Here is a 6,922-nt window from a genome sequence, read left to right as displayed (position 1 = left end):
CGAGCACGAGCACGAGCACGAGGTTTGGTGTTGGGGTGGTCAAGTTTGGCACTTGGGGATGTCCTCTGGGGGAACGGGTCGCTGAACGTTGCGTCGCGTTCCCAAAGAGGGGCTTTTTCTCTAGTATCCTGGCTGCTTTGACGATTTCCGTTCGGCGAACGACGGCCAGGACATGGATTTTTTTCCGAACCTTCACTTTGACGATCCGCTTTTCAACATGGCGGTGGTCCTTACCGCCGGTGTGCTCGGTGGAGAGCTTTTCGCGCTGATTCGACTTCCAAAAGTGACTGGTTGGATCGCTACCGGAATCTTGCTTCGTCAATTGCGGCTGCCGGGGATGGACACGGTTCTAGATCCCCAAGCATTGGACCGGTTTGGTCCCTACATGAATTTTGTGTTGGGGTTCATCGCGTTCACGGTGGGTGCCTCGTTGTACTTTGGCAGTTTGCGAAACACCGGCAAACGGATTGGTTTGCTGCTGTTGGGCGAGGCATTGATCACACCGACGTTGGTCGGATCCGTGATGTACTTTGGCGGGAAGTGGCTGGACTCTTCCATGTCATTGCCGCCTGCCGCGTTGTTCGCCGCGATTGCAATCGCAGGTGCTCCCGGGACCACTGTGTTGGTGATTCAAGAAGCGCGAGCACGCGGGATTTTGACTCGCACGTTGTTGGCGGCGATCGGTTTGATTGACATGGTCGCCGTTGCGGTCTTCGTCTTCATTTCAACGTTTTTGGCGGATGAGTCCGGTTGGGTTCACGCACTCGAGAGCGTTGGGGTTCAGTTTGCCGTGACGCTCGCCATTGGTGCGACTTGCGCGCTGCTCGCGATCGTGATGGTTCGTACTTTGGTCAGCCCCGCGTTTCTTGGGCCGTTGATGGTTGCGGTCGTTTTAGGAGCTTGGGGGGCTGCGGCAAGCTTTGGTACCTCGGGTGGAATCCTGGCGTGCACATTCGCTGGGATCACACTGACCAATTCTCGCCACGATTTGGTGCGATCAGGGGAAGCGTATCTGAACTCGATTGGTGGAGCGTTGTTTGCGCTCTTCTATACCTTCGCGGGGATGAAGCTGGATTTCACTCAGATACCGCCGGTCATCGGTTTGGTTGCGTTGTACTTCTTGGCTCGTTTGTTTGCGAAATCGATCAGTGCCTACACCGCGATGAGCTTGTCCGGGGCGACCGACAACGTCCGCAAGTATCTCGGGATGTCATTGTTGCCGCACGGGGGCGTCGCGGTTGGTTTGATCATTCTGGTCGGGAGCGAACAATCGGGGTTCTCCGATGAAATCAAGTCGATGGTGACAACGGTCGGTTTGTCGGCTCTTGCGATCAATCAGTTGCTAGGCCCCAGTGCGACGCGGTTCGCTCTGACGCAAACGGGCGAAGCTCGCAAGGATCGACCGCGATTGTTGGATTTCTTGCAAGAGAACCGAATCATGGTTGATTTGGATGGTGACACCGAGGAGATTTTCCAGAAGCTCACGAACCTGCTTTATGCCACGACACCGATGAGCACGCCGCAAGAAAAATTTCTGGAGTCGGTGCGAGCCCGTGAATCTTCGCAAACGACTTGTTTGGGCACAGGACTGATGATTCCCCACGCGATCATCGATGAACCGGGCGACAACGAAGTCAAAGGCGTTTTGGGAATCAGCAAGAAAGGCATCAAGCTCAACACACCCGATGGACGCGCCGTGCATGCGGTGCTGTTGTTGGCCACTCCCGAATCAAGCCGAAAGCGTCATTTGGAAATTCTTTCCGCGTTTGCGACGGCGATCACGCGAGACATCAACATTCGCGAGCAGTTGTATCGATCTCGCAGTGCGGCTCATGCCTACGAAGTGCTTCACGCCGATGATCTCAACGATGTGAATTACTTCCTCGAGGACGCTCAGCATCGTGCCGGTTTGTTGGAACAGGATGAGGAAGCAACATCGTGAATCAACCCAAGCCTGATACCCAGTGCGGTTGCCCGGACGTGTATCCTGCTCAAGCCGTTCGCGTTGCTGTGATCACGCTCAGCGACACGCGTGGCAAAGCAGAAGACCGCAGTGGCGATCGGATCGTCAGCTTGCTGGAGGAAGCTGGTCATGCCGTCGCGAAACGGATGATTCTGAAAGATGATTCCGAACCGCTTGCGAAGCTGTTGAGCGAGCTTGCCGAAGACGATTCGCTCGATGCGGTGATCACGACGGGCGGGACCGGCATCACGCCGCGAGACATGGCGGTCGATGTCATCGAGTCGATGTTGGATGTGACGTTGCCTGGATTCGGGGAATACTTTCGAGCCATCTCGATTGCCGAGATCGGTCCCAAGGCGATGCTCAGTCGCGCCACGGCGGGGCGGATGAAGTCCAAGGTGGTGTTCGCGTTGCCGGGATCAACGGGGGCGGTCACGACGGGGATGAACCAGTGCGTGCTGCCGATTCTCAGACATGCGGTGTCGCTGGCCTCACGCTGAATCACTGCGTTCAAACCACCGGCTGCTATCTGCAATCCCATGGGGAGATAACTCGCGCGAGCCTACCCTCTTTCGAAGATCGAACATTGAGCAGCCCGGCGAACACCCACACGGCTCACATGGTTATGGCCGCTCCTGCCCGCTTGCTTAGCGAGGCACCAAGAAGCAACTGAAGTGGTCACGGGAAAGTTGTGTCAGCATCGAGCGGGCTTGCTCGGCGTATTGCGGGTCCAGTTCCGCGGCGAGTTGAGCGTTCTCGGCTGCAAGCGATGTCTTTTGATGTTCTTTGTAGCTGGTCGCGAGCAGAAAATGATTTTCGGCGGTGGGGGCCAGTTGCACGAGCGTTTGGTAGGCCTGCTCTTCCAAACGCCGATCGCCCAATTGCCGGGCTGCGAAAGCGATGCCCTTGTAGGCACTGATCATCGCGTTGTTCTTCGCGGGGCTGTCCGGTTGTCGTTCCCAGTGTTTCAGCGAACGCTCGTAACCTCGCATGCTCTCGGCAGGTTGTTCCAAACGCTGTTGACACAGTCCATAAAAGTCGAGGCTGATCGGATGGAAATTGCGACCGGACATCATCGGTCGGATCCAGCCGAGAGCCTCGTGGTTGCGGTCGAGCTGAACGAGGGTCGTGATTCGCCGGCCAATCATCGCGAGAGTCAGATTGCTAGGCATGGGTTGTTGGATCTCTGCTTCCAAGCGAGCCTTTTCATCGCGAAGGTTGCTCTCCAAGGTTGCCAAGTCCGTGTTCGCGGCGGTCAGGCTGGGATTGAATCGACGCAGTTGTGAACAATGTTTCCAAGCCAGAGCGACGCGGTTGCTGGCCAATGATTCGTTCAGCTTTTTCTCGAGCGATTCCGCCGCGGAATGCGTGTAGGCGGCTGGAATCGCAATTGTGGCTGTACCAAACAGCAGCCAAGCCCAAGCCGGCAAAGCTTGTTGGCCGCCCTGCCCTGCCCCGATCGCAGGCGGTCCGAGCTGCGCCGTTGGTTGCGGCGAAGCGATGGTGAAACAGAGGTTCGCGGCGGCAAATGCGGTGAGACAGGACAGCAATGCTCGAGCGATGGTGATTGCGAGCAGACTGCTCGGCAGTGAAATTCCATGGCTCGCGACTGCCAGGCAAAGGCACCCTAAGAACAAGCAAACACCCAGGACGATCGCGGAAAAACGAGATTTCTTGGCAACTCGTCTTGCTGCGGCGAAGCCAATTGGCAGGGAAGACAACATAGATATGGCGTAGATATCTTCGCGGCCAAACCACTCCAGGTGTCCGCTCGGATCGAGTAGCAAGTGACGAATGGCCACTAAGACGGCGATCACCGTGGGCGGCCAGAGAAGCCAGTTTGCCGGCAGGTTTTTCCTCGGCGTGTCGTTTGGTTGCGTCATTCGGCACCCGTGGAGGAAGCGGGGGCGACTCGTTTGGGAGACTTCCACAGCAGGCCGTCAAAGCAGTAGTGCCAGAAGGCAACGACCAGGTTGATCAGCACCCAGGATTCAAAAAAACCACGAGAAAGCAGGTAGTTTCCTAGGCCGATGACAAGGACGAACATCACCAGGAACAACATCCAAGTTTTGGAGAGGCGTGCCAGCGGATTGTTTGATTTCTTGGATCCAGACTTCTTCATCGACCAAGTCACAATGGACATGTATTCCATCGAATGGAAAATGGCGGAGGCCAGTGCGAGTTGGATGACCAGTTGGCTGTTTTGGTAATGAGCGGCCAACAGCAACGCCGTGAAGAGGGACATCACGCTGAGCAGATACAGCATGCTGCCCAAGGACTGGTTGCCAAGCTTCGCGAATCGATAGACGGCGGAAACGGCAAACGCGAAGGGAATCAGCAGCATCCACCAATCCAGAAGTTCCACTCCAGCGAACGAGGGAAACGGTCCTTCGGGCCAGCCCAATCCTGCGGCACGGGCGATCGTGTAAAGCAGGAATCCACGGAAGAAGATTTTTTGAAATAGCGGCCCTTTGCGTTGTACCAATCGATTCAGCGAATTGGGTTGGTTGGTGCCCGCACCGCTTTTCGCGTTCCGATCAAACGGATCGGACGTCCTGGTGGCTGGTTTGGAGGACGATTGGCGTTGGTAGATTCGAAAGATGCCGTGATGCTGTGACGAGAAGTGCCAGGCGTTCCAGATGTAATCGATCATTCCGAGGCACAGCAGTGACCCGGTTCCCATCTGCAACCCAACGCAGACGGTCAGGATCGCGAGGGCCAAAGCGGTAAAGAGCCACCGGCGGTCTTGAGCCTTGTGGTGATCGACGGAAACCAGAACGATCGTGATCCATCGGTGTGGCGCGGTGATGAAATAAATTTGCCAGAACAACAGGCCTTCGTGTGTGGTCGCACCTCCAAAGACATCGACGAAGACCAGCAACGGCCAAAACAAATTCGCAATGAAGATAAGGTCGATGAGTGGCGAAAAAAGGAACCCGCTTTTCGCGTCGGCCGGGGCATTCGTTTGCGATGTTTCTTGCAATCGAGAGGCAGGCGGATCCATTGCCGGACGAGTGTTTGGTGACTGGGTGACGACGCTCATGGAGATGCCTCCGAGTTGGGCTCGGTCGCGTGCGAAGCGGTGCCCTCAACGACGCGAATCCAGTGATCGCGAAAAGCAATTCCTTGGGTCCAGGGCGTCAGTGGCATGTGGCATTCGATGCAGTCTCCCGTTGGGGCTTCCGGGCAAATTGTGGAAGCCTGCGGTTGATGGCAGCTTTGGCATTGCTCGATGTATTGCGGGCGATCATGCGAGGTGGTGTCGTGTGGATCGTGACAAGTCGAGCAGGTGAGTTCACCGGACGATTGCAGGTAGCATTCGCTTTTCTTCAGTCCGTAGGGCTGGAAACGGGCTCGTTCGGCGGCGGTGGAATCCTTTGAAACGGAACGCTCGTCGCGATGACAAGCACTGCAGGTTTCCATGTGTGCGCTGGCATCGTGTTGATCGATCATGGGTTTGCTTTGTTCAGGCAATCCGTGACCTGCAAGAATGACATGTTGCTTTCGTGGGCCATGACAGCGTTCGCACCCGACATTTGCAATCATGGTTTGGGGTGTCAGGGGCAACGGTGGAGGCGGGACTACCGTGGAGTGGCATCCAATGCAAGAACGCACATCCATGGCATCCATGGGGCGACCAAAGCATTCGGCTGTGCCTTCACGGAAAGTCTCGTATTGATCGTGATCGGGAGTCACATTCAGTTGGTCGTTGCCTAGGAAGGATGACCACCGCATCTCGATACCGCGAGAACCATCCTTTTGAATTGCGATGGGGGTTTGGGCGTGGGTGCCTGAGCCCAACAGCCAGTTGACGGCGACCGACACGCGTGTGGTTTCCGTGTTCGACGGTGCGGGCTCATTCGTGGACGCCCTGTCCTGCCCCGTCGAGGTGCTGACCAAAAACTGGTTCGCATTTTGAGTGAAGCGGAACGTTTGCTCACGCAGCGAATCTTCGTATTCGCCTTGTTGCAAAAGTCGCTGAGCCAATTCGGAGTCCACCATTGGTGTGGCGGTTCGCGAATGACCGGACCGAAGGTGGGCTTCGTATTCAGCCGGATGGCAAGCCTGGCAGGCTTGGTCCCCGGCGAATTGAGTGGATACGAATTGGCTCCACTGCTTCGCCGCTTGGGAGATCGACGCGCCGGAGGTGTTGGGAGGCTGCCTTCGCCGTGCGTCTGATGGCGGCGCAGGTTCGATCGACATCAGGTCACGTGCGACGCTAGCCGCACAGACTCCAATGACCAAAAGCATCAAGAGCCCCAGAAACTGGAGGCTCTTTGCAGAAAGAATCTTCGAGAACAAGGGATGCCTTGAAAAGCGATCAACCCAAAGGTGCGTCTTTGATTTTCCATTCCTCACCGACGCGTTGCAGCACCCAGTTTTGGGTGGTGGTTCCAACGTCCGAAGCCTTTTTGGCGCGGTCCGCAGTGGAAGTTGCAACGACACCACCGAAGATTTTGACAGGGACTGTCAGTTGGTCGCCATTGACTTCTGCTTCGCCGGCAATTTCATAGCCACGTTGAGCGTAGTCTTCGCGGTTTTCAGGAGCCGTTCCGTCAACGAACGCGGTGGGGAACATTTTAGGGTCGCCAGCGATATCGCCGAGGCCCAAGACGCTCGCAAATGCGTTTTGCTCAAGGGTTGCTTTGGGTGGAGCCGAGGATCCACAGCCGATGCAGGTGAGCAACGCCAGAACAGGGAACAGTTTGATTAGGTTTGGAAGGTTCATCTGGTTTGAAAATGAGTTGAAAGTGTTCAAGAGATTGGGAACTCAGTCCTCCCCTCGCTCTGAGGGGAGATCGTGCAGTTTGTTGATGCAAGTATGTACGCTGCTTTCTCGCACTGAACCTCTCCCGAAACGAAGTTTGGGGGGAGGTCGAGCGACGCCGTTCAGACGTACGCGAGGGAGGGGGCCGGGCATGGGAGGTGGCGAGGTTTGCCCTCCCCCGGAAATCTCGC

The 6,922-nt window shown here is 56.4% G+C and carries 6 protein-coding genes; 2 read left to right on the top strand and 4 right to left on the bottom strand.

The annotated features are described in order from the left end of the window. Positions 1–172 precede the first annotated feature (172 nt). Together B2R17_RS17895 and B2R17_RS17890 are read left to right on the top strand one after the other, a co-directional pair. Positions 173–1,942, top strand: coding sequence for a cation:proton antiporter (locus tag B2R17_RS17895; RefSeq protein WP_286765059.1), 1,770 nt, complete (start codon positions 173–175; stop codon positions 1,940–1,942). Then, on the top strand, positions 1,939–2,463 hold the full coding sequence (locus B2R17_RS17890; RefSeq protein ID WP_286765058.1) for a MogA/MoaB family molybdenum cofactor biosynthesis protein: 525 nt from the start codon (positions 1,939–1,941) through the stop codon (positions 2,461–2,463). The genes B2R17_RS17895 and B2R17_RS17890 overlap by 4 nt, the downstream gene beginning before the upstream one ends. A 147-nt stretch (positions 2,464–2,610) precedes the next feature. Here the strand turns inward: B2R17_RS17890 and B2R17_RS17885 are convergent, their stop codons facing one another. The 4 genes from B2R17_RS17885 to B2R17_RS17870 form a co-directional block, all read right to left on the bottom strand. Continuing rightward, complete coding sequence (locus B2R17_RS17885) at positions 2,611–3,846, bottom strand: tetratricopeptide repeat protein (protein WP_286765056.1); 1,236 nt, start codon at positions 3,844–3,846, stop codon at positions 2,611–2,613. Beyond that, entirely contained in the window at positions 3,843–5,006 is a 1,164-nt protein-coding gene (locus B2R17_RS17880; protein ID WP_286765055.1) for a hypothetical protein, read from the bottom strand. Before B2R17_RS17880 ends, B2R17_RS17885 begins: the two co-directional genes overlap by 4 nt. After that, positions 5,003–6,214: a multiheme c-type cytochrome gene (locus B2R17_RS17875; RefSeq protein WP_286765054.1), complete on the bottom strand. Its 1,212-nt coding sequence runs from the start codon at positions 6,212–6,214 to the stop codon at positions 5,003–5,005. Before B2R17_RS17875 ends, B2R17_RS17880 begins: the two co-directional genes overlap by 4 nt. A gap of 70 nt (positions 6,215–6,284) precedes the next feature. Beyond that, positions 6,285–6,692 carry a hypothetical protein gene (locus tag B2R17_RS17870; RefSeq protein ID WP_008661931.1) on the bottom strand — a complete coding sequence of 136 codons (408 nt, stop codon included), beginning with the start codon at positions 6,690–6,692 and terminating at the stop codon, positions 6,285–6,287. Positions 6,693–6,922 lie beyond the last annotated feature (230 nt).

The sequence above is a fragment of the Rhodopirellula sp. UBA1907 genome (genome assembly GCF_002337565.1).
Taxonomy (GTDB): Bacteria; Planctomycetota; Planctomycetia; order Pirellulales; family Pirellulaceae; genus Rhodopirellula; species Rhodopirellula europaea.
Note: the sequence above shows the minus strand (reverse complement) of the source record. Positions and strands in the feature narration are given on the sequence as shown.

Coding starts and splice junctions, on each gene's coding strand:
- B2R17_RS17875 (WP_286765054.1), bottom strand. CDS start 6,214: ATGCTTTTGGTCATTGGAGTCTGTGCGGCTAGCGTCGCACGTGACCTG.
- B2R17_RS17885 (WP_286765056.1), bottom strand. CDS start 3,846: ATGACGCAACCAAACGACACGCCGAGGAAAAACCTGCCGGCAAACTGG.
- B2R17_RS17895 (WP_286765059.1), top strand. CDS start 173: ATGGATTTTTTTCCGAACCTTCACTTTGACGATCCGCTTTTCAACATG.
- B2R17_RS17870 (WP_008661931.1), bottom strand. CDS start 6,692: ATGAACCTTCCAAACCTAATCAAACTGTTCCCTGTTCTGGCGTTGCTC.
- B2R17_RS17880 (WP_286765055.1), bottom strand. CDS start 5,006: ATGAGCGTCGTCACCCAGTCACCAAACACTCGTCCGGCAATGGATCCG.